The following is an 18,333-nucleotide window of genomic DNA, read 5'->3' as shown; positions in this document are numbered from 1 at the left end:
TGCGCTAAAATGATACACCGACATTCGTAAAATCCTAGAGCTATAGGATACAAATGTCGGTATAGTCTCACGACTGTACACAAAAGCTTTGTACGCTTTTACGCCGCAGCATCCTCATTCACCGCCGCCTTCGGCACATAATTCAGCACCGGCCCAAGCCAGCGCTCGATTTCGCGGACCTCCATGCCTTTACGAGCGGCATAGTCTTCCACCTGGTCGCGCTCCACTTTGGCCACGCCAAAATAATAGCTTTCCGGGTGGCCGATATAGAGGCCGGAGACGGAGGAGCCGGGCCACATGGCGTAGCTTTCCGTCAGCGTCACGCCGGTGGTCTCGGTGGCCTTGAGCAGGTTGAACAGCGTGACCTTTTCGGTGTGGTCTGGCTGGGCTGGATAACCGGGCGCTGGGCGGATGCCGCCATAGGTTTCCGAAATCAGTTCTTCCGGGGTCAGGTTTTCATCCGCCGCATAACCCCAGAATTCCTTGCGCACCCGCTCATGCATGCGCTCGGCAAAGGCTTCGGCGAAACGATCAGCCAATGCCTTGACCATGATCGACGAGTAGTCGTCGTTGGCGCGCTCAAAGCGCTCGGCAATCGCCACTTCTTCGATGCCTGCTGTCACCACAAAGCCGCCGACGTAATCTTCCACGCCGCTGTCAGCCGGTGCCACAAAATCGCTCAAAGCCACATTCGGGCGGCCATCGCGCTTGGAGAGCTGCTGACGCAGCGTGAAGAAGGTGGCGAGGTCTTCTTTGCGGCTCTCGTCCGTAAACAGGCGAATATCATCACCAACGCTGTTGGCAGGCCAGAAGCCAACCACCGCGCGGGGGCGGAACCATGTCTCGTCAATGATTTTGGTAAGCATGGCCTGTGCATCGTTAAATAGCGAGCGAGCGGCTTCGCCCTGCTTTTCATCTTCGAGAATGGCCGGGTAACGTCCTTTCAGCTCCCAGGTCTGGAAGAACGGCGTCCAGTCGATGTAATGAGCCAATTCCTTGAGATCATAATCCTCAAATACCTTGATGCCGGTAAAGCTTGGCTTTTTGGGCTTGTAGCTGGTCCAATCCACCTTGGCAGCATTGGCGCGGGCGCGGGCAATCGGCAGGCGCTGCTTTTCAAGCTCCGCGCGGGCATGGGCGTCCGCCACCTTGGCATATTCGGCCCGCAAGGTTTCAATGGTGCTATCGCGGGTATCGGGCGACAGCAAGGATGACACAACGCCCACGGCGCGGCTGGCATCCAGCACGTAAACGGCCTGCCCTGCCTGATATTGCGGATGAATTTTCACCGCCGTATGCACGCGGCTGGTGGTGGCTCCACCAATCAGCAGCGGCACGTTAAAGCCCTGACGCTGCATTTCAGATGCCACATGCACCATTTCATCCAGCGATGGGGTGATCAGGCCGGAAAGGCCGATGATATCGACATTTTCCTGCTTTGCCACTTCCAGAATCTTGGAGGCAGGCACCATCACGCCAAGGTCGATGATCTCATAGTTGTTGCAGGCCAGAACCACGCCAACAATGTTCTTGCCGATATCGTGAACGTCGCCCTTCACGGTGGCCATCAGCACCTTGCCAGCGGCTTCGCGCTCACCAGAGCCGCCGTTCTGGCGCTTTTCCTCTTCCATGTAAGGCAGAAGCACGGCCACGGCCTGTTTCATCACGCGGGCAGATTTCACCACCTGCGGCAGGAACATTTTGCCCGCACCAAACAGATCGCCCACCACATTCATGCCCGCCATCAGCGGACCTTCAATGACGTGCAACGGGCGTTCGGCAGCCTGACGCGCCTCCTCGGTATCGGCATCGATAAATTCGGTAATGCCGTTAACCAAAGCATGCTCCAGCCGCTTTTCCACCGGCAGTTCACGCCAGGACATATCCTGCACACGGGCTTTCGCCTCGCCTGTGCCGCGATAGCGCTCGGCAATTTCCAGCAGGCGTTCGGTGCCATCGGCACGGCGGTTCAGCACCACATCTTCGCAGGCTTCGCGCAGTTCTGGATCAATGCTTTCATAGACAGCCAACTGACCGGCGTTGACAATGCCCATGTCCATGCCGGCCTGAATGGCGTGGTAGAGGAACACGGCGTGCATCGCCTCGCGCACCGGCTCATTGCCGCGGAACGAGAAGGACAGGTTGGAAACGCCGCCGGAAATATGCACCAGCGGCATGTTCTGACGGATGGTGCGGGTGGCCTCGATGAAATCGACACCGTAGTTGTTGTGCTCTTCGATACCCGTGGCGACAGCAAAGACATTCGGGTCGAAGATGATGTCTTCCGGCGCAAAGCCAGCTTCTTCGGTGAGGATCTTGTAAGCGCGGGAACAGATTTCCACCTTGCGCTCATAGGTATCCGCCTGTCCCTGCTCGTCAAAGGCCATGACGACAACAGCGGCACCGTAATTGCGGATCAGCTTGGCGTGGGCGACAAAGCTCTCCTCGCCTTCTTTCAGCGAGATGGAGTTGACGATCGGCTTGCCCTGAACGCATTTCAGTCCGGATTCGATGATCTGGAATTTGGATGAGTCAATCATCACCGGAACACGGGCAATGTCCGGCTCGGCGGCAATCAGGTTGAGGAATTCAACCATGGCCTTTTCCGAATCGATCAGGCCTTCATCCATATTGATGTCGATGATCTGCGCGCCGTTTTCCACCTGATCACGGGCCACCACGAGGGCCGCATTGTAATCGCCAGCAGTGATCAGCTTGCGGAACTTGGCCGAACCAGTCACGTTGGTGCGCTCACCCACGTTGACGAAAGGAATATCCTTGGTCAGCTCAAACGGCTCAAGGCCAGAGAGCGACATAAACGGGCGATGCTCGACCGGCTGGCGTGGCTTTTTGCCCTTCACGGCCTCAGCAATGGCCGCAATATGCGCAGGCGTGGAGCCGCAGCAGCCACCCACCACATTGACAATGCCCTCATCGGCAAAGCTGCCCACCAGCTTGGCCATAAATTCCGGGCTTTGGTCATACTGGCCAAATTCATTGGGAAGACCAGCGTTGGGGTAAGCAGAAACGAACGTATCAGCAATGCCTGACAATTCCTGCAAATGCGGACGCATGGCGTCGGCACCCAGCGCACAGTTCAGGCCGATAGTGAACGGCTTTGCGTGGCGCACAGAGTTCCAAAAAGCCGATGGCGTCTGGCCAGACAGGGTGCGGCCGGAAAGGTCGGTGATCGTGCCGGAAATCATCACCGGCAAACGAATGCCCTTGGCGAGAAAGCGCTCTTCACAGGCGAAAATCGCCGCCTTGGCATTCAGCGTATCGAAAATCGTCTCGATCAGGATGATGTCGGCACCGCCATCAATCAAACCATCGATCTGCTCGCCATAGGCACCGCGCAGATCATCAAAGGACACAGCGCGATAGCCGGGATTGTTAACGTCTGGCGAAATCGAGGCCGTGCGGTTGGTGGGGCCAATGGCTCCGGCCACAAAGCGGCGCTTGCCGTCTTCACGCTCGGCGCGGGCAATGGCGCGGCGCACCACTTCGGCACCATGCTTGTTGAGGTCATAAACCGCCCCTTCCATCTCGTAATCGGCCTGTGCGATTCGGGTGGAGGAGAAGGTGTTGGTTTCAATAATATCGGCACCCGCCATGGCATAACGGAAGTGGATATCTTCAATGGCAGCCGGTTGGGTCAGGATCAGAAGATCGTTATTACCTTTCTGGTGGCAGGCGCAGCCGATGAAACGCTCACCGCGAAAATCATCTTCATCCAGACCAAGGCCTTGAATTTCCGTGCCCATCGCACCGTCAAGGATCAGAATACGTTCGCGCGCTGCCTGTTGCAGGGCTTTCAGGATCTCCGCACCATCACGGTTCGCGCCTTCGCGTCCAAACAATTGATCAAGCATTGCGGTATCCTTCCGTTCCCAACATCACAACCAAATCACATAAAGATATGTTTATGTCAATATACGGCGCAGCAAATTCAAATCACCGAGCGCGGTGACAATATGCCACGAAGCCTTTATAGAAGTTGACAAATATTCGTCGCCGGAGGGAATAATGTCGAACATTGCTGACACCAACACATTACCAGCAAACTGGAGCAAGCGCCCCTATCACCGCAAATGGTTGCTGGATCAGGCCAACGGCCTGTTCGACTTTTTCCAGACCGCAACCATCAACCCTAAAGGCGGGTTTTACGATCTGACCCGCGACGGCAAGCCTCTCTCCACCGACAATCCGGTGCGCGGCATCCATACCAGCGCGCGCATGGTGCATTGCTATGCCATTGGCGACATGCTTGGGCGTCCGGGGGCTGCAGATGTGGTGGATCACGGTATGCGCTATCTGTGGCGCAAGCATCGCGATGAGAAAAACGGCGGTTATTTCTGGCAGCTCAATGATGATGGCGTCGCTGACGGCTCCAAGCAGGGCTATGGCCATGCCTTTGTGCTGCTGGCCGCCTCCTCTGCCAAAGCCATTGGCCACCCGCTGGCCGATCGCCTGCTGGAAGACATTACTGAAGTGCTGGAAACCAAATTCTGGGAACAGCGCCATGGTGCGATTGCAGAAGAATTTTCTGAAGACTGGCAGCCTGTGGCTGGCTATCGCGGCCAAAACTCCAACATGCACCTGACGGAATCGCTGATGGCGGCTTTTGAAGTCACCGGCGAAAAGCACTATCTCGACAAGGCCGTGCGCATTGCCGATCTGATCATCAACCGCCGCGCCCGTGAAGAAGCCTTCCGCGTCCCTGAGCATTTCAATGAAGATTGGGTGGTGGATCGCAATTACTATCACCCCAATGAAATGTTCCGCCCGGCTGGCACCACGCCCGGCCATTGGCTGGAATGGACCCGCCTTGTTTTGCAGCTCTGGGCCTTGAGCGGCAAAAAATATGAATGGATGCCCGAAGCGGCCCGTGGTCTGTTCTATCAATCCATGCTGCTGGGTTGGGATCGCAAGCTCGGCGGCTTTTTCTACACGCTGGATTGGGACAATGTACCGGCCAAGACCTTCAAGCTCTGGTGGCCCTTGTGCGAGGCAGCGGCGGCTGGCCACTTCCTCAACCATCATCAGGGCACGATCCTCAATGAAGACCAATATCGCAAGATCTGGAATTTCATTGCCAACAACACCATTGATCGGCAATTTGGCGGCTGGCATGAGGAAATGACCGAGGATTTGCAACCCGCCAATAGCCTGTTCCCCGGCAAGGGCGATATTTATCATGCCCTGCAAGCCTGCCTCATTCCGCTGTTTCCGGCTGAAGGCAGCCTGACCAAGATGATCAAGGAACACCCGCTCGTTCTTTAAGGTATCCAATACACCTTCTGATCGGACCGAAAACCGGCTCCCACTTTTCGGTCCGATGATTGTTTCTCGCATCGGAGTTATCCGAAAACCGGTTCCCACTTTTCGGTCCGATGCTTGTTTTGCGCATCGGAAACATCCGAAAACCGGTTCCCACTTTTCGGTCCGATGCTTTAGAGCGACGTATCAATCTGGAAGCTGGCCGAAAATGTCGTTCCCTTTTCCAAAGTGCCGCGACAACTGACCAGATAGAGCTTGTCGGTTTCCTGTGCCGTGTCGCAGGTGCCTTTCGCGGAAATATGCTGCGGCCCTGCTTTGCCACCTTGCCCATCATTGAGAACAAGCTCGTCAACCGCAATCGAATCCAGCTTGGTTTGGTCGCGGGTTCGATCCTCTTTCGATCGGCCGCTGAAGGTAATGATATGCGTCGATCCGACGAAAAAATAGACCCCGGTTCGCCCGTCCGGTTGCAGGCTGCGCCCCAGTTGCTCTTCACACAGCTTGGAAAAATCCTGTGTACCGATGAAAAGTGTCAGACAGCGGCCGCCGACGGTGCCAAATTGCGGCTGAGCGCTCTCCTCAGCGAAAGCGGAAGGGGCAAAGGCGATGAGAACAATTGAGCAGAAAAGCCGGAAAATACTCATAAAATAGCCTTGCGCTGTCGAATCCAAAACGGACTGCACAATTCGAGGCATAAAAATCGCTTCAAAAAATCATGCAGCATATTTGGCGTTTATAAAACACCGAGCGCAACAGACAATCAAGATGATGCGAACCAGATAAGCGCTTGTTGGCCGTTTGGTCCGCATCATGATTGGCATATTTATCATTCGCATCACATCTGTCTCAAACAGTCCGAGATGAGCACATTTGCGAAGCATTCTGGCAAATAATATGGGGAGCCGGAATCGCAAGCTTTGCATCGCGGCGGGACTTGCCGCTCTGGCGTGCGGCATCATCCAGCATGGAGGCAAAATCACTGAGCGAAATACCATCTGCGCGCAGCATCAGACGGATCAAAGGATCTCTCAGCATCTCGGACATTGTCATATCCTGAAAATCGTAGGTCATGTTTCTGTTCTCCTTTTATATCGTTAGATCATGCATCAATCCTGTAACAGGCAAGTGTCGTGCAGAAGGCAAAAACGTGGCAAAACCGGAAAGCTTTCATGGCAGGCGAATTTCAAATCTTCTCATTGCCATCATTGAAACTATTGAGAAAAACTTAGGCCCCGATGATGAGAATGCGCAGTTTTCATTGATAAAACGCAACTGGAAAAGATAAAATTAGAAATATCTAAATATTTCAATTTCGTTTCCAATCCTGGTACAACTTACTTTGTCATTGCATCGTTTTTGAGGCCGTTGTTAACTAACGTGGGAGCGACGACACGAAAGAAAATGATGAGCCGTCACGACTTTATCCGTCACCTCGCCTTTGTCCTTCGCTGCTCCGCTGCGGCCAGTCTGTCTTATGGTTTAGCATCAGCCTTGGCGCTGCCGCATCCGGTCTGGGCTTCCATGTCAGCCATCATTGTCTCTCAAGAGAAGATCAATGAAACAAAAGACGCTATGGTGGGGCGGTTTGGTGGGACACTCATCGGCATCTCGGCAGCCGTTGCTGTTTCACTTGCCACAGATCCTTTTGGTGCAAGCATCACAGTCCAACTGGCCATTGCCGTTGCAATTTGCGCTGTCATCGCGCGCTTCTCCCCCCTTTTACGGGTGTGCATGTGGACCACACCCATTGTTTTTCTCACAGCCCACGGTCATCCTGCCGTGCCGGTTTGGACAGCAGGACTCTATCGCGCAACCGAAGTGATGGTCGGCGGCATGGTAGGGGCTATTCTCCATGCGCTGGCCGAACTCCTCATCAATCAGATTGTTCCACCAGACGCAGAAAAAAATGAGCAAAGGCGCGATTAATTTTCGCCCTTCCCCCATTTTCGATCAATTGCACCAGGGCATACGATGGCCGGTCCATGGCCGTGCCAACCCTTCCTGCACCAGGATGCCACCAAGCGAGCGGCCATCACGGGTCACCACACGCAGCTTGCGACCATATTGATCGACATCACGGGTGCCAAAGGATTCGACCTCGAACCCACCGGCATTGAGCAGCTCACGCAAACGCACCTTGGCCGCAAAGCCCCGATCGCGCTCCGATTTGCATTTGGCCTGTTCTGTTTCCGGCGCATCAATGTCTGCGACGCGAATTTTTTCCTTGTTCAGCCAGAATGTATCACCATCGACCACGCAATTGTTGAGCCCGCTGGTGCCACAGTAATAAAAGCGGGCCGAAACCTGCTTGCGGTCGATCTTGCGGTCGATGTTTCCGGGCGCAATGGACGCAACCGTCTGGCCAGAGACTTCAGGCACCAAGGTTGTTGCCGGCGGCAACGGCAATTGAGCACGCTCGCGCGGTGTCATCGATTCCGTCGGTGTCATGGTTGTCGCAGGCGGCAAAGGAGCAGTGTCCAGCCGACGTGCGGCGGGCGTTGGCACAGACGATAGGGGTATCGCTGGCTCAGACGTCTTTTTACCCTCAAGCTTTGCGATTTCTTTTCCGCCAAAACCAAAGGTCTTATCCACCCAGCCCGGCAAATTTGCCCGGTGATCATAGGCAGATACGCCGCCAACCACCAATACCAACGCACCAACCCAAAGCCACAAGCCGCCGCTGGAGCTTGCCGCTCGGCGCGCGGGCTTGCGCCTTGCGCTGCCGCTTGGCTTTCGTCCACCTGCTTTTCTAGCCGCCATGATCGATTCCTCGCTGTCTTGCGCGGCATTATCGTGCTTAAGAGTTTCTAAATGGTTGGCGTTCCCCTGACGATAAATGAAACCATAATCTTTCCACAGAGAAAAAGGCGGCGGACACCTTCACCACAAAAATCTCGATCCATCGGCCTATCCTATGGCGTCCAATCCGCGCGCCAGAGACTGATAAATCCGCGGATCATCCATTTGCGACACATTGAACCGCATGAACTGACCGGCTGTTTGCGATTGGCTGAACACATTGCCGGGTGCCAGAACCACATCATCTTGCAGGCAATGGCGGGCCAAAACGGCAGAATCAACACCGCTTGGAAGCTGGCACCAGAGCACCATGCCAGCGCGTGGCCGAAGAACGGGTTTGATGCCAAGCGATGCCAGGCGCGCCGTCACCTCATCACGCGCCGAGGCAAGGCGGGCGCGAAGCCCTTCCAGATATTTGCGATAACTGCCATCGGTGAGCATGGCCAGCACCAGTTCCGCCGCCATCCGCCCGCCACCAAAGCTGGTGGCGATTTTTAAATCCACCAGCCCGTCAATCCAGTCTGGTTTGGCGGCAATATATCCGCAGCGCACGGAGGCCGACAGCGTTTTGGAAAAGCTGCCAATCTGAACAACCCGGTTCAAGCCATCAAAGGCTGAGAGGCGCGCCGATGCCACCTCTTCAAAATCGGCAAAAATATCATCCTCAACAATGACCAATCCCGCCTGATCAGCAAGGGTCAGTACCCGATGGGCATTGACGGGCGAGAGGCTGGCCCCCGTGGGGTTATGCACGCCGGAATTGGTCAGATAAAGCCGAGGACGGTGCTCCGCGACCAATTTGGAAAATTGCTCAATATCCGGGCCATCATGGCGATAGGCAACCCCGACAATCTTGACCCGATGCGCCCGCAGCAACGCATTGAAATTAAAGTAGCAAGGATCATCGACCAGTACGCAATCTCCCGGCTCCAGCAAAAAACGGCAGATCAGGTCCAGCGCATGGGTGCCCGATTCTGTCAGCATGATCTGGTCTGGAGCAACACCCATGCCGTGCTCTGCCATGCGCCGCGAAAGCACTTGCCGCAAAGCCAAGAGGCCCAGCGGCATGCCATAGTCTGTCAAAACGGAAGTGTCAGCACGCGCCAAATGCCGCATCGCCCGGCGCAATGCCGCCTCTGGCATCCATGATGGCGGCAGCCAACCGCAACCCGGTTTCAACACCGCCAAGCCCGATTCCAGCGATTGGCGCGACACCCAAAGCGGGTCCATTTCCCGATCCAGCCTCGGCTCGATCTGCGCCAGCGACAAAGGGGCCAGCGGTGCTGCCACATAAAAGCCGGATCCCGGCCTGGCGCGCACCAAACCTTGCGCCGCCAACCTCTCATAGGCTTCCACCACGGTCGATACAGACACATGCATTGTTTTTGCAAAGCCCCGCACCGAGGGCAATTTTGCACCCGGCGGCAGGCTGCGGGCTGCAATCCGCTCAGAGATGGCCGCCATGACAGCCTCAATTCGTGTGCTTCCTGGCCGCATGGCTGTCTGCATCAAGGTCATCTGTATTGCTCCCGTAAGCATAACAGTTTTTAAAAATTGTACTGCACCGTATCTGGTATTTGCGACGCATCAAGCCAAAACAGCCACAGACAAGCACAAGGTCTGCCAAGGGGCTTTTAAAATGAACACAACAACAAGCGGATGGATCAACGGCTTTATCGGCATGGTCATTTTCAGCGGTTCTTTGCCTGCCACCCGCGCAGCCGTTGAGGGCTTTGATCCCGCCTTTCTCACTGTTGCGCGAGCAACAATTGCGGGCGTGCTGGGCTGCCTTCTGCTGCTGGCAAATCGTCAGGCACGACCGACCGGGCGCGAAGCGCTGGCGCTTGCCGTTGTGTCGCTTTGCGTGGTCATCGGCTTTCCACTGCTGACCGCTTTGGCGCTCCAGCACATCACCTCCGCCCATTCGCTGGTGTTTATTGGCCTGTTGCCGCTCTCTACCGCCCTTTTTGGGGTTTTGCGCGGCGGCGACCGCCCTCACCCGATTTTCTGGCTTTTTTCCGTCGCTGGCGGCCTGTTGGTGGCAAGTTTTGCCCTGACACAAGGGGCGGCTTCGGCTTCGTTTGGTGATCTTTTGATGCTTTTGGCGATTTTAATCTGTGGCCTTGGCTATGCCGAGGGCGCGAGGCTGTCGCGCCATCTTGGCGGCTGGCAGGTTATTTGCTGGGCGCTCACGCTTGCCCTGCCCGCCAGCATCACCCTGAGCATCATGACCATGCCATCCGCCTTTGCACAGGTGCAGACACCTGCCTGGCTGGGCTTGGCCTATGTCTCCGTCTTCAGCATGCTGATAGGATTTATTTTCTGGTATCGCGGTTTGGCAATGGGCGGCATTGCCGCTGTTGGCCAATTGCAATTGCTTCAGCCGTTTTTTGGCCTCGCGCTGGCTGCCGCATTTTTACATGAGACCGTCAGCCCTGCCATGCTAGCAACAGCCCTTGCCGTTGTGGCCTGCGTGGTTGGTGCCCGCAAATTCGCAAACAATTTGCCTATGAGGGATGACAAGAGCGCGGCCTGATACCCGATGACGTTCTCAATGCCCACTTTCAATACCTTTTGCAGGAGCTGGCGAATACGCAACCGACATAAAAGTTCCCACCCAAAGAAAAAATAAACTTTGCAAAACAGACCGGTTTTTGACTGAAAAAAGCCAAGATCTGCGAGAAAAGTTGAAAATGGCTCTCGTTAAATTGGGGTAAGGACCTATTTCAAGCGTTAGGGCAACTTTGGAGAATTGAAAATGAAGAAGATCATTCTTGCTGCTGGTGTAGCATCCTTGTTTATGTCTGGTGCGGCATTCGCGGCTGACGCTGTTGAAACCATCCCAGCACCACCGGCAGCAGTCGACACACCTGCTCCTGTGTTTTCATGGGCTGGCGGCTACGCCGGTGTTCATGGCGGCTATGGCTGGGCTGACGGTCGGGTTAGCGGCCCTTCTGGCTCTTCCAAGCAGGATTTTGATGGCGGCCGTATGGGCGGCTTCGCTGGCTGGAACTTTGACATGGGCAACAATGTCATTCTCGGTGCCGAAGGCGACCTGAACTACGACTGGAACAAGAGCAGCTTCGGCAGCCAGAACTTTGGAACAGAGCTTTCTGGTTCGGTCCGTGCCCGCGCTGGTTATGCAATGGATAAGGCCCTGCTCTACGTTGCAGGTGGTTGGACTGGCGCTGGTGCCAAGTTCAAGGATAGCGCCACTGGCGTAAACACCGGTGAAATGGTGAATGGCTGGACCGTTGGTGCTGGCGTTGACTACGCTGTGACCGACAAAATCTTCACCCGCGCTGAATATCGCTACAACGATTACGGCTCCAAGAACTTCTTTGGTGGCAACAACGTTCGCGATCTGTCGCAAAACGTCATCAACGTTGGCGTGGGTATGAAGTTCTAATCTGCCCCAGCAGACAAGAAGCCCCGGTTGATGAAACCGGGGCTTTTTTTATGCGCAGCACAAAAAATCTGCTGTCGATTCACCATTCGAATCTGACCTCTCTACAGCGTTCTTTGTGCGCCATGCATGACACACAAAGAAAGCTGCAACACTTTAAATCTGTTAGATAATTTTCTAAACGCTCCAGCGGAAACTCTTTTCCATCATCCCCACACCATCCTTGCCTAGGTGCCGCCCAACGGCGAATTACCTCCCAAAGAATATAGGGGGTAAAACCCGTTAAAATAGGCACATCTAAAATAGAAACAACCTTATGGAGAAGTGTTGCAAATCCGCTACATACATTCGGCTGCACTCCCACTATCTAGGCGCGCATTCCGATTGTGTGGAGTTTAAAAATGACAAAATCGATTCTGTTTGCAACCATTGCTTCTGTTGTATTTTCAAGCGTTGCCATAGCGGCAGATGCCGTGGACGAAGTTCCGTCTGCACCTGCGGCGGTTGAAGCACCTGCAACATTCTCCTGGGCTGGCGGTTACGTCGGTGCGTTGGGCGGCTATGGCTCCCTGAAGGCCAAGACGACCGACGATTTGGGCGACTCCGCGAAAGCAACATTCAAAGGCGGACGTATTGGCACTTTTGCCGGTTGGAACTTTGATGTTGGCAACAATGTCATTCTCGGTGCCGAAGGCGACCTGAACTACGACTGGAACAAAAAAACAGTCGGAATTAATAACTTCAAAACGGATCTTTCCGGCTCAGCCCGCGCCCGCGCCGGCTACGCTGTAGACAGAGCATTGCTCTTTGTAGCCGGTGGCTGGACCGCAACGAAGGGTAAATTTTACGAGTCTGACATTAATGCCACCAGCAAGAAGACATTCAGCGGCTGGACCATTGGCGGTGGCGTTGACTATGCCGTGACCGACCGCATCTTCGCTCGTGGTGAATATCGTTACAACGATTTTGGCTCCAAGACTCTGAGGGACGCGAAATTTGACCTAAAGCAGCACGTTATCAACGTTGGCGTGGGCGTAAAGTTCTAATTTAGAACGGTGCAGCGCCGCGCAATTTACACAATGCGTGGCGCTGCATATAATTGAATACAATGAAAAATTTTCATCTGAAAACAATTTCAGCTTCAGATATTGCACGACAGCCCTGATTGCAAAATCAGGGCTTTTTTTAAAGGCTATTGCGCCAGCGCAAACGTGACATTCACAGTGACACGATAGGTGTTTTCGCCCGCTGCAATCGGAGTGGGTGCCATGGGCATATCCCTTGCCATGCTGGTTTTCATCATCATGGTTTGCTCAAAGGGCCGAGAGGCGTTTTCATTGATGGAAACAATCCGACCAAGCTTGACGCCTGCCGCCTCTGCCAGTGTTTTGGCTTTGGTCATTGCATCTTCCATGGCTTGCTTACGCGCATCGTTGATCGCCAGCTCCGGCTTATCATTGGTAAAGCGGATGGCCCCAGCCTGATTGACGCCAAGCTGAACAGCCCCATCAATAATGCCACCCAATTTAGCCAGATCGCGAACGCGGACGCTCAATCCGTTGCTGACGCTGTAACCATCGATCTTGGGCGCTTTGCCATCCTGCTTATCGTCGGCAACATGCTGATAGCGGGGGGTGATTTCAAAACCGGATGTTTGGATATCACGATCCGCAACACCTTGGCCGTTCAACATTTTCATCACGCCCGCCATCGCGAGTGTGTTGGATTTCAACGCCTGCTCTGCCGCCTCATCTTCAGTGACGACGCCCAATTGCATAATGGCCATATTGGGTGCCAGACTGGCCTCCCCCTGCCCCTCCACATTGATCACAGCCTCCGCCCGGCTCGCCTCCTGCGCCCAGGCAGGCAAAGCCATTCCGACGCCCATCAACAAAACCCCGGCCATCAACGCCTGTTGCGTCTTCAAAAAACCAGCCATACTACTTTCTCCCATACGACCCACTATAAGATCTTGGATAATGCGCAACCTATTGTGAAGGTAATGCGGCAAAGGCTTGTCGAGGAAAAGGTTTTCCGCTAGAGCATCAACGCGAAGCGCTGGTGCCATTGCCAGCACTCACCTTTGGCCTCACGCCAAACGGGCCTGTAGCTCAATGGTTAGAGCCGGCGGCTCATAACCGCTTGGTTGGGGGTTCGAGTCCCTCCGGGCCCACCATTTGTCGCATAAGATATGAATTATGCAGCAGCACAGAAATGCTGCGGCTTGGCATCGCCCTTACTGATTCATGCACTTACAGTGTCCTTTGTGCGCCATATATGGCGCACAAAGGACACTGTAACATTTTTAATCTGCTGCATAATTTTCTCCTTAAATCGATTCCGATTTAAGGAATTAAGCAGCAGAACCGTTGCTATTTTCAATTCCGAGGCTTTTTGAAGGATTTTACGAGCGATATAGCGTGTCAGGAAGAAGTGGAAACCGGTTCCCCCAAACCGGGCCTCCATTTTTTCGTCCTTATTTCACGCGCGAAAGCGAAGAAAGTTAGTCTGCATAGGGACAACCGGGAAGATTTCTCAAAACGACACGGTCGAAATCGCCGTAGCGACGCCCGCTCACAACCACGACGCGGGGTGTTACGCGGTCGATTGATGGGCGGCGCAAACCGTCGCGTAACGCTTGGCGAATGGCATCGCCAGGGGCACAAACGCCGCTAAACCGTGGCCCTGGGCCGCGATCCCAGCGTGGTGCTGGTGGCGGAGGGGCGTAGCGTGGGCCATCCCAGCGTTGTGGGCGATCCCAAAATGGTGGTGGCGGAGGCGGTGGCGCATAGCGCTCATCATCACCCCATACTCTCACAACACGAGGTGGTGCCACCACCACGTCATCGTCATCCGGGCCATCATCCTGGCCGATAAATAGGCTAAACCCTACATTGGATTGGGCCGCTGCCGGGCTTATCGAACTTGTTACAGCACCCATGGCAACGAGGCCAATCAGAGCGGCTTTTGCAAAAGTCATGGACATTCTCGTTCTCCTGAAACCAACGTCTCGCTTTTGACCAGCCCGGCCCTTCTGCGATTAAGGAGAGAATAATCCGGCATGGGTGAACGCGATCCGAAAGCCGCGTTCACATGCAGTTCATTGTTTTTCGCTCTGAGGCGGAAAAGTAATGGCACACATTTATGGCTGCCCAATTGTGCAACTTACAAAATATAAAGCTATTTTAAGAGGATAAGTGCAAAACCACTTGCCTGCGGTGTGGGATATCGCGATGTTCGAAAAGGTAGAGGCCCTGCCAAGTCCCAAGCACCATCCGTCCGTCAGACACGGGAATGCCGATGGATGTTTGCGTCAGCGCAGCCTTTATATGGGCGGGCATATCGTCTGGTCCCTCCTGCCGGTGCACAATCCAGCCCATGGAAGGATCTGTGCTTGGCGGCACAAGGCGTTGGAAAAAACTCAAGAGATCGCGCCGCACGTCAGGGTCGGCATTTTCCTGAACAATCAATGAGCAGGAGGTGTGCCGTACAAACACGGTAAGCAAACCCAGATCCACACCGCTGGCTTTGACAAAATCCTGCGCTTGGCGGGTAAATTCATAAAGCCCCTGCCCCCGCGTTGAAATGGAAAGCACTGTTTGCTGTGTCATGCGCCCTTGCACTCATTCTTGTGGGAGGGAATCATGCGAGGTTGTCTGACGCGCATGATGCTCCCAATTCCTGTTTCCGCGTCGAAATTGCTTATGGCCTGTCGGATCTGCAAAACAAGGAAGCTCGTGGTAGGGGCCAGGCCGGCCATAGAGAAAGCCCTGATGTTTGCGGCAACCGGCGGCAACAAGCCATTGCGATTGTATCTCGGTCTCAATGCCCTCTGCAACCACATCAATGTGCAAAGCCGCCGCCATTTGCAGCACAGCTTCAACAATGGCCTGCCCCACCCTGTTTTCGCCCAGCTTTCGCACAAGGCTGCGATCCAGCTTGATCCATTGAATGGGCAGAGCACTGAGCGATGCGATGTTGGAATAGCCGGTCCCAAAATCATCGAGAGCAATGCGAATACCCAGCCGCGACAATTCCTCAAGCTCGCTGGCGGCACGCCCCAGATCTGACATGATCAGATCCTCGGTAATTTCCACCACCAGTGCTGTTGCGGGAAAACCGGTGTTGTTCAAAATTTTGGCGATGGTCGAGGTAATATTGCCTGTCTTGAACTGGCTGGGAGAAACATTGAGCGATACATAATTCAGCTTGCCCATCGCAACAAAGGGGGCCATTTCAGCGCAAGCCTTTGTGGCAACCTGAACAAATATCGCCTCAAGCAGGTTTCTCTCTTCCGCAAGCGGCAGAAAAATGCCCGGTAAAACCAACCCACGATAGGGATGATGCCACCGCGCCAACACCTCAACACCCAGAGTACGTCCGGTGAAGCCATCCACAATTGTCTGATACCAGGGCACAATTTCCTGCTTTTCAATGGCCAGAACCAACTCCAGTTCCAGCAAGCGGCGCTCATCGGCTTCGGCGCGCAAATCATCGGTAAACCCGGTGGCGCGACCTTTTCCCGCTTTTTTGGAGGTATAGAGCGCCATATCGGCATGCCGAAGCAATTGCGACGACGATGTTGCATGATCCGGCATGCTGGCGTAGCCAACCGATGCCGAGATTTGCAATTTGCGTCCGTTAAAATCGACAGGCACGTTCAGCGCCGCGATAAGGCGTTGGGCGAAAACGGCATCCGCCATGTCATTTGGCAAATCCGATAAAGCCAAAGCAAATTCATCGCCACCGAGGCGTGCCGCAATGCCATAGCCCACCAGTGATGAAAGCCGTTGGGCAACCTCCCGCAGCACAATATCACCACCTTCATGGCCCTGCGTGTCATTTATCGCCTTGAAATCATCCATATCAACCAGAACAACAACAACGCGCCCGCCGCGAAGGCGCGCTTTCTGGCATAAGTCGCCGAGGCTGCTGGTAAAGAAACGGCGATTGAGCAATGTCGTCAATTGATCTTGCTGTGCCAGCGCCATGGCGTGTTCACGCTCCACAGACAGTTCCGATGTGCGCGCAACAACGCGCTTTTCAAGATCCTGTGCCAATTGCGCCAGTGCCGTGTTGGCGTAATAAAGCTCGCGGGAGCGCTCTTCCAGCAAGGCCTCGGCCTGCTGGCGGGCGGACTTTTCTCGCTCAAGCCGGCGCATCAGCCGCTCCACACGGTCATCAAGAGCACCTGAAGGTGAGATTGGCGCGTTCATGAGCCCGCCTCATTGATCGCAAAAATAACGGAGCCATCACCACCATCGCTTGCAGCCACATGGATGGTGCAGCCAAAATGATGGGCAGCTCCATAAATCAGCCCTTGCGCCAAAGCCTCCATTTTGCGTGAAGAGCGATAGCGCATGGACATCTGTGTCTCATCACTCTGCAACACATCAAAAGACGGCAACTCTGCATCGGGGTAGAGCTTTTTGACCTCTACGTGGATGTAATCATCAATGCTGGCCAAAAAGGCAAAAAGGGTGTCGCAGCGGGTGAAAAATTGCGGGAAAAAAACAGAAAATCGACCTGCCAGATAAAAGCCAAATTGCCGCATCAAAGCATCTTTCGGCTGTTCGGTCCGAAATGACAGCGCTTCCAGCAAGCTTACAATTTCACGATGATCATAGGTTCCCACACTGGTGTATGCGCCGCCGCTTTCAAGGGCGCTGGCTTCGATAATATCATCCACCAGATCCTCATCCCAGCTTTCAGAAACAAATGCCAGAAACTCTGTAAAAACTACACCTTTCATGGATACTCCAACTGCAATTTCACTGAGCCATTCCTTCAGACCGAACCGATTTCGGGAAGGATTCAGCTGCATTCAAAGCGTTACAGCCATTTGTTTGCGCCTCACAAACGCAGCATACTGTTTTCGGGAACATGATATTCCCCGCAACCGTGCAATAATATATTATATTCCTTTATTTAAACATAAGAATATCAAGCTATTTATTGTCAAGAAAGCCCAAGTGCGGCGGCGGCGAGCACATTTTTGGTCAGGCTTTGCAGGGGCTTTGCCAAAGATCTACTCCAATGCCAATACAGCGGCACCCGCAACACCTGCCCCGGCACAAGCTCCACCAGAGCACCTGAGGCCAGCAAGGGCGCGACCAGGCAATCGGGATTCATGCCCCAGCCTATTCCCAGTTTTGCAGCATCCACAAAGGCATGGCTGGAGGGGAGCCAATGGGTGGGGGAAGCCGTGCTGATACCAAAAGCCTGAGAGAGCCACTTGCTCTGCAACCGATCCTTGGCATTAAAAGTCAGGCATGGGGCGACCGCGAACGCTTCGCGCGTGACACCATTGGCAAACCAGCGCCTCATAAAAGCGGGGCTTGCTGTGGCGCGATAAGTGAGAGCGCCTAAAGCCTGGCAATCGCAGCCCTGAACGGCCTCTGGCGCGCTGCTGACTGCCGCCCTCACCTCGCCCCGCTGCAACCATTCGGCGCTATGATCCTGATCATCCAGCACAATATCAAACAGCAGGCCGTCGCTTGCGGCCATGACAGGTAAAAACCACGTTGCCAAACTATCGGCATTCACCGCCAGACGCACCACGGTTGAGTTATCATCCTGCGGCAGTGCAAGATCCACTTGCAACTGCCGCTCCAGCAGGGCCACCTCTTCGGCGTGGCGAAACAGCCTCTCGCCAGCAGCGGTGGTCCGGCACGGTTGCCCGCGCACAATCAAAACCGCCCCTACCCGATCTTCAAGCTGGCGAATGCGTTGTGACACCGCCGATTGGGTGACGCCCAACATATGCGCCGCCTTTTCAAAACTGCCGGTGCGGATAATCGCAGCCAGCGCGCGCAGGTGGTCACCATCCATTTTCATTAGAATACCTT

General features: G+C 54.6%; 17 protein-coding genes and 1 tRNA gene. 7 read left to right on the top strand and 11 right to left on the bottom strand.

Annotated features, from left to right (window positions below):
- Window positions 1-98: 98 nt before the first annotated feature.
- A complete protein-coding gene (gene metH, locus E6C51_RS01745) occupies window positions 99-3,872 on the bottom strand; it encodes a methionine synthase (protein WP_190234818.1) in 3,774 nt (1,257 codons plus the stop codon).
- A gap of 154 nt (window positions 3,873-4,026) precedes the next feature.
- On the opposite strand from metH, the gene E6C51_RS01740 reads away from it, so the two are divergent.
- A complete protein-coding gene (locus E6C51_RS01740; RefSeq protein WP_146933648.1) occupies window positions 4,027-5,283 on the top strand; it encodes an AGE family epimerase/isomerase in 1,257 nt (418 codons plus the stop codon).
- 170 nt (window positions 5,284-5,453) lie between these two features.
- Here the strand turns inward: E6C51_RS01740 and E6C51_RS01735 are convergent, their stop codons facing one another.
- Both E6C51_RS01735 and E6C51_RS01730 read right to left on the bottom strand, forming a co-directional pair.
- Window positions 5,454-5,924 (bottom strand): hypothetical protein, encoded by a 471-nt coding sequence (locus E6C51_RS01735; protein ID WP_146933646.1) that lies wholly within the window; start codon window positions 5,922-5,924, stop codon window positions 5,454-5,456.
- Window positions 5,925-6,126: 202 nt separating this feature from the next.
- Complete coding sequence (locus E6C51_RS01730; RefSeq protein ID WP_146933644.1) at window positions 6,127-6,351, bottom strand: hypothetical protein; 225 nt, start codon at window positions 6,349-6,351, stop codon at window positions 6,127-6,129.
- Window positions 6,352-6,427: 76 nt separating this feature from the next.
- Here E6C51_RS01730 and E6C51_RS01725 point away from each other — a divergent pair, with 76 nt between their 5' ends.
- Window positions 6,428-6,565, top strand: coding sequence for a hypothetical protein (locus E6C51_RS01725; RefSeq protein ID WP_186827735.1), 138 nt, complete (start codon window positions 6,428-6,430; stop codon window positions 6,563-6,565).
- 116 nt (window positions 6,566-6,681) lie between these two features.
- A complete protein-coding gene (locus E6C51_RS01720) occupies window positions 6,682-7,206 on the top strand; it encodes an FUSC family protein (protein ID WP_210234981.1) in 525 nt (174 codons plus the stop codon).
- A 24-nt stretch (window positions 7,207-7,230) separates the two neighbouring features.
- Here E6C51_RS01720 and E6C51_RS01715 read toward each other — a convergent pair whose 3' ends face one another.
- Both E6C51_RS01715 and E6C51_RS01710 read right to left on the bottom strand, forming a co-directional pair.
- Window positions 7,231-8,040, bottom strand: coding sequence for a thermonuclease family protein (locus tag E6C51_RS01715; protein ID WP_186827734.1), 810 nt, complete (start codon window positions 8,038-8,040; stop codon window positions 7,231-7,233).
- A 147-nt stretch (window positions 8,041-8,187) separates the two neighbouring features.
- On the bottom strand, window positions 8,188-9,597 hold the full coding sequence (locus tag E6C51_RS01710; RefSeq protein WP_407920762.1) for an aminotransferase-like domain-containing protein: 1,410 nt from the start codon (window positions 9,595-9,597) through the stop codon (window positions 8,188-8,190).
- 121 nt (window positions 9,598-9,718) lie between these two features.
- Between E6C51_RS01710 and E6C51_RS01705 the strand changes: the two genes are divergently transcribed.
- The 3 genes from E6C51_RS01705 (at window position 9,719) to E6C51_RS01695 (ending at window position 12,531) form a co-directional block, all read left to right on the top strand.
- On the top strand, window positions 9,719-10,615 hold the full coding sequence (locus tag E6C51_RS01705; RefSeq protein ID WP_190234817.1) for a DMT family transporter: 897 nt from the start codon (window positions 9,719-9,721) through the stop codon (window positions 10,613-10,615).
- Window positions 10,616-10,837: 222 nt separating this feature from the next.
- Complete coding sequence (locus tag E6C51_RS01700) at window positions 10,838-11,488, top strand: outer membrane protein (RefSeq protein WP_146933638.1); 651 nt, start codon at window positions 10,838-10,840, stop codon at window positions 11,486-11,488.
- A gap of 398 nt (window positions 11,489-11,886) precedes the next feature.
- Window positions 11,887-12,531, top strand: a complete 645-nt coding sequence (locus E6C51_RS01695) for an outer membrane protein (RefSeq protein ID WP_146933636.1) — start codon at window positions 11,887-11,889, stop codon at window positions 12,529-12,531.
- 146 nt (window positions 12,532-12,677) lie between these two features.
- On the opposite strand, the gene E6C51_RS01690 is transcribed toward E6C51_RS01695, so the two are convergent.
- Window positions 12,678-13,424, bottom strand: a complete 747-nt coding sequence (locus tag E6C51_RS01690) for an SIMPL domain-containing protein (protein WP_146933634.1) — start codon at window positions 13,422-13,424, stop codon at window positions 12,678-12,680.
- 161 nt (window positions 13,425-13,585) lie between these two features.
- On the opposite strand from E6C51_RS01690, the gene E6C51_RS01685 reads away from it, so the two are divergent.
- A tRNA-Ile gene (locus tag E6C51_RS01685) sits at window positions 13,586-13,661 on the top strand.
- Between the two features lie 327 nt (window positions 13,662-13,988).
- Here the strand turns inward: E6C51_RS01685 and E6C51_RS01680 are convergent.
- The 5 genes from E6C51_RS01680 to E6C51_RS01660 all read right to left on the bottom strand — a co-directional run bounded on the left by E6C51_RS01680 (window position 13,989) and on the right by E6C51_RS01660 (window position 18,322).
- Window positions 13,989-14,471, bottom strand: a complete 483-nt coding sequence (locus E6C51_RS01680) for a hypothetical protein (RefSeq protein ID WP_190234816.1) — start codon at window positions 14,469-14,471, stop codon at window positions 13,989-13,991.
- Window positions 14,472-14,670: 199 nt separating this feature from the next.
- Window positions 14,671-15,096, bottom strand: a complete 426-nt coding sequence (locus E6C51_RS01675) for a secondary thiamine-phosphate synthase enzyme YjbQ (RefSeq protein ID WP_190234815.1) — start codon at window positions 15,094-15,096, stop codon at window positions 14,671-14,673.
- Between the two features lie 12 nt (window positions 15,097-15,108).
- Window positions 15,109-16,701, bottom strand: a complete 1,593-nt coding sequence (locus E6C51_RS01670) for a putative bifunctional diguanylate cyclase/phosphodiesterase (RefSeq protein WP_190234814.1) — start codon at window positions 16,699-16,701, stop codon at window positions 15,109-15,111.
- The gene (locus E6C51_RS01665) at window positions 16,698-17,237 is read right to left on the bottom strand and encodes a heme NO-binding domain-containing protein (protein WP_190234813.1); all 540 of its coding nucleotides are present in this window, start codon (window positions 17,235-17,237) and stop codon (window positions 16,698-16,700) included. Before E6C51_RS01665 ends, E6C51_RS01670 begins: the two co-directional genes overlap by 4 nt.
- 206 nt (window positions 17,238-17,443) lie before the next feature.
- Window positions 17,444-18,322, bottom strand: coding sequence for a LysR family transcriptional regulator ArgP (locus E6C51_RS01660; RefSeq protein WP_190234812.1), 879 nt, complete (start codon window positions 18,320-18,322; stop codon window positions 17,444-17,446).
- Window positions 18,323-18,333: the final 11 nt, after the last annotated feature.

Source organism: Gillisella terrae, assembly GCF_004801395.1.
In the GTDB taxonomy this organism is placed as follows: domain Bacteria; phylum Pseudomonadota; class Alphaproteobacteria; order Rhizobiales; family Rhizobiaceae; genus Allorhizobium; species Allorhizobium terrae.
Note: the sequence above shows the minus strand (reverse complement) of the source record. Positions and strands in the feature narration are given on the sequence as shown.

Excerpts from the sequence above, each read along its gene's own strand:
- E6C51_RS01740 (WP_146933648.1), top strand. The coding sequence starts at position 4,027 with ATGTCGAACATTGCTGACACCAACACATTACCAGCAAACTGGAGCAAG.
- E6C51_RS01705 (WP_190234817.1), top strand. The coding sequence starts at position 9,719 with ATGAACACAACAACAAGCGGATGGATCAACGGCTTTATCGGCATGGTC.
- E6C51_RS01670 (WP_190234814.1), bottom strand. The coding sequence starts at position 16,701 with ATGAACGCGCCAATCTCACCTTCAGGTGCTCTTGATGACCGTGTGGAG.
- E6C51_RS01715 (WP_186827734.1), bottom strand. The coding sequence starts at position 8,040 with ATGGCGGCTAGAAAAGCAGGTGGACGAAAGCCAAGCGGCAGCGCAAGG.
- E6C51_RS01710 (WP_407920762.1), bottom strand. The coding sequence starts at position 9,597 with ATGACCTTGATGCAGACAGCCATGCGGCCAGGAAGCACACGAATTGAG.
- E6C51_RS01700 (WP_146933638.1), top strand. The coding sequence starts at position 10,838 with ATGAAGAAGATCATTCTTGCTGCTGGTGTAGCATCCTTGTTTATGTCT.
- E6C51_RS01720 (WP_210234981.1), top strand. The coding sequence starts at position 6,682 with ATGATGAGCCGTCACGACTTTATCCGTCACCTCGCCTTTGTCCTTCGC.
- E6C51_RS01660 (WP_190234812.1), bottom strand. The coding sequence starts at position 18,322 with ATGAAAATGGATGGTGACCACCTGCGCGCGCTGGCTGCGATTATCCGC.
- E6C51_RS01730 (WP_146933644.1), bottom strand. The coding sequence starts at position 6,351 with ATGACCTACGATTTTCAGGATATGACAATGTCCGAGATGCTGAGAGAT.
- E6C51_RS01735 (WP_146933646.1), bottom strand. The coding sequence starts at position 5,924 with ATGAGTATTTTCCGGCTTTTCTGCTCAATTGTTCTCATCGCCTTTGCC.
- metH (WP_190234818.1), bottom strand. The coding sequence starts at position 3,872 with ATGCTTGATCAATTGTTTGGACGCGAAGGCGCGAACCGTGATGGTGCG.
- E6C51_RS01675 (WP_190234815.1), bottom strand. The coding sequence starts at position 15,096 with ATGACACAGCAAACAGTGCTTTCCATTTCAACGCGGGGGCAGGGGCTT.
- E6C51_RS01680 (WP_190234816.1), bottom strand. The coding sequence starts at position 14,471 with ATGTCCATGACTTTTGCAAAAGCCGCTCTGATTGGCCTCGTTGCCATG.
- E6C51_RS01690 (WP_146933634.1), bottom strand. The coding sequence starts at position 13,424 with ATGGCTGGTTTTTTGAAGACGCAACAGGCGTTGATGGCCGGGGTTTTG.
- E6C51_RS01665 (WP_190234813.1), bottom strand. The coding sequence starts at position 17,237 with ATGAAAGGTGTAGTTTTTACAGAGTTTCTGGCATTTGTTTCTGAAAGC.
- E6C51_RS01695 (WP_146933636.1), top strand. The coding sequence starts at position 11,887 with ATGACAAAATCGATTCTGTTTGCAACCATTGCTTCTGTTGTATTTTCA.